This window comes from Rothia mucilaginosa, from assembly GCF_964211445.1.
Taxonomy (GTDB): domain Bacteria; phylum Actinomycetota; class Actinomycetes; order Actinomycetales; family Micrococcaceae; genus Rothia; species Rothia mucilaginosa_E.
The window spans coordinates 1-386 of record NZ_CAXOQT010000076.1; the positions used below are offsets into that span (position 1 = coordinate 1).

The following is a 386-nucleotide window of genomic DNA, read 5'->3' on the forward strand; positions in this document are numbered from 1 at the left end:
GCGCAGGGTGGCGCCTCCGGTGAGGCTACCGTGCGGGTGCACGTGGCGGGTGCCGTAAACAACCCCGGCGTGTACACCCTGCCCGCGCAGGGCCGCGCCGTGGATGCGATTGCCGCCGCCTCCGGTGCCGCCGCGGATGCTGACCTGGACCGCGTGAACCTTGCCGGTGCGCTGAGTGATGGTGTGCAGATTTATGTGCCGCATCGCGGTGAGACGGCTGCCCCGGCGCAGATTCAGCCCAATGGTGGCACGGCGAACGCGGGTCAGGGTAATGCGGCGAATGGCGCCTCCCAAAACGGCACCGCGCAGAACGGCACGGCTCAGGGTGGCGCTCAGCCTCAGCCTGCGCGTACGCTGACCGCTTCGGGGAACGCGCAGAAGGGCTC

Annotated in this window: 1 protein-coding gene; it reads left to right on the plus strand. The window is 69.9% G+C overall.

Going from position 1 to position 386, the window contains the following annotated elements:
• A partial coding sequence (locus tag AB8E48_RS09005) for an SLBB domain-containing protein (RefSeq protein ID WP_368886487.1) occupies nt 1-386 on the plus strand: 386 nt, incomplete at both ends.